This window comes from Pantoea sp. CTOTU49201 (assembly GCF_032054795.1).
Classification (GTDB): Bacteria; Pseudomonadota; Gammaproteobacteria; order Enterobacterales; family Enterobacteriaceae; genus Pantoea; species Pantoea symbiotica.
The window spans coordinates 8,571-10,896 of the sequence record NZ_DAMBSA010000099.1 but is presented as its reverse complement, the minus strand read 5'-3'; the positions used below and the strand labels follow the sequence as shown (position 1 = coordinate 10,896).

The window sequence follows — 2,326 nt, the reverse complement described above, 5'->3', positions numbered from 1 at the left end:
GCTTCTACTGCTTCACGCACGGTGTTGAACACCGGCAGGCCGAGATGCGTGGTGCCGCCTTTGCCTGGCGTCACACCGCCAACCAGCTGCGTACCGTAGGCCAGCGCCTGCTCAGAGTGGAACGTCCCTTGACCACCGGTGAAACCCTGGCAAATGACTTTGGTGTTTTTGTCGATCAAAATGGACATTATTTACCCTCCGCTGCAGCTACAACACGCTGTGCAGCGTCTGTCAGGCTGGTTGCTGCAATGATGTTCAGACCGCTGTCCGCCAATTTCTTAGCGCCCAGCTCGGCGTTGTTACCTTCCAGACGTACCACAACTGGTACGTTCACACCCACTTCTGCCACTGCACCGATGATGCCGTCTGCGATCAGGTCGCAACGTACGATGCCGCCGAAGATGTTAACGAACACGGCTTTTACCGCATCGTCAGACAGGATGATTTTGAAGGCTTCGGTCACGCGCTCTTTGGTTGCGCCGCCACCAACGTCCAGGAAGTTTGCTGGCTCACCACCGTGGTGTTTCACGATGTCCATGGTGCCCATCGCCAGACCGGCGCCGTTCACCATACAGCCGATGTTGCCATCCAGCGCAACGTAGTTCAGTTCCCACTGCGTAGCGTGTGCTTCACGTGGATCTTCCTGGCTCGGATCGCGCATTTCACGCAGTTCCGGCTGACGGAACAGTGCGTTGCCGTCTGCACCCAGTTTGCCGTCGAGGCAGATCAGGTCGCCCTGCTTAGTGATCACCAGCGGGTTGATCTCAACCATCGCCAGATCGCGCTCGAGGAACATGGTCGCCAGACCCATAAAGATTTTGGTGAACTGGCTTACTTGCTTACCGGTCAGGCCGAGTTTGAACGCCAACTCGCGGCCCTGATACGGCTGTGGACCTGCTAATGGATCCAGCGCCATTTTGTGGATCAAGTGTGGCGTTTCTTCTGCCACTTTCTCAATCTCAACACCGCCTTCAGTCGAGGCCATGAAAATCACGCGACGAGTCGCACGGTCAACAACCGCACCCAGATACAGCTCCTGATCGATATCAGTCGCGGCTTCAACCAGAATCTGGTTTACCGGCTGGCCGTGCGCATCAGTTTGATAGGTCACCAGACGCTTGCCCAGCCAATGCTCAGCAAAAGCACGAATGTCTTCTTTGCTGTTAACTACTTTCACGCCACCCGCTTTGCCGCGGCCACCGGCATGAACCTGACATTTCACGACCCACGGACCTGCGCCAATTTTAGACGCGGCTTCTTCGGCTTCACGTGGCGTGGTGCAGGCGTAGCCTGTCGGTGCTGGCATGCCATAGCGTGCAAACAGCTGCTTCGCCTGGTATTCATGTAAATTCATGATGTTCTATCCATTCAGGTATGAGTTTGGGCGCGCCTTCACACCGCGCGCCCGGCGAAATTAGACGTCCAGCAGCAGGCGAGCTGGATCTTCCAGCATCTCTTTCACCGCGACCAGATAGCCAACGGATTCACGACCATCAATCAAACGGTGATCGTAAGAGAGCGCCAGATACATCATTGGCAGAATCACAACCTGACCATTGACCGCCATTGGGCGCTCTTTGATGGCGTGCATGCCCAGAATCGCGCTCTGCGGTGGGTTGATGATTGGCGTAGACATCAGCGAACCAAACACACCACCGTTGGTGATGGTGAAGTTACCGCCGGTCAGCTCTTCAACCGTCAACTTGCCGTCACGGCCTTTCACCGCCAGCTCTTTAATTTTCTTCTCAATGTCGGCCATGCTCAGCGCATCAACATCTTTCAGCACTGGCGTTACCAGACCACGCGGAGTAGAAACCGCAATGCTCACATCGAAATAGTTGTGGTAAACCACATCTTCGCCATCAATTGACGCGTTCACTTCCGGGAAGCGTTTCAGCGCTTCAACCACCGCTTTGATGTAGAAGGACATGAAGCCCAGACGCACGCCATGACGCTTCTCGAACGCATCGCCGTACTGCTTGCGCAGGTCCATGATTGGCTTCATGTTGATTTCGTTGAACGTGGTCAACATCGCGGTGCTGTTTTTCGCTTCCAGCAGACGCTCGGCAACACGCTTACGCAGACGCGTCATCGGCACGCGTTTTTCGCTGCGGTTAGCCACAGCGGCCTGCGGTGCAGCAGCAGCGGCTGGCGCTGGTGCGGCTTTGCCACCGTCGGCTTTCTTCGCCAGATGTTTTTCCACATCTTCACGCGTCAGACGGCCGCCAACGCCGGTGCCTTTGATCTGGCTGGCATCGAGGTTGTTTTCAGCAATCAGACGGCGAACCGCTGGGCTGAGCGCATCGTTGCTCTCTTCTTCCAGAGA

General features: G+C 56.0%; 2 protein-coding genes and 1 pseudogene. All 3 read right to left on the bottom strand.

Annotation, left to right across the window (positions count from 1 at the left end; translation table 11 throughout):
- Positions 1-188: pseudogene (locus RTY00_RS09505) on the bottom strand (succinate--CoA ligase subunit alpha); the annotation flags it as partial.
- Positions 188-1,354 (bottom strand): ADP-forming succinate--CoA ligase subunit beta, encoded by a 1,167-nt coding sequence (gene sucC, locus RTY00_RS09500; RefSeq protein ID WP_007890646.1) that lies wholly within the window; start codon positions 1,352-1,354, stop codon positions 188-190. The gene sucC and the pseudogene RTY00_RS09505, both read right to left, overlap by 1 nt.
- 60 nt (positions 1,355-1,414) lie before the next feature.
- Positions 1,415-2,326, bottom strand: a 912-nt coding sequence (gene odhB, locus RTY00_RS09495; protein WP_312664243.1) for a 2-oxoglutarate dehydrogenase complex dihydrolipoyllysine-residue succinyltransferase, incomplete at its 5' end; no start/stop codon positions are given.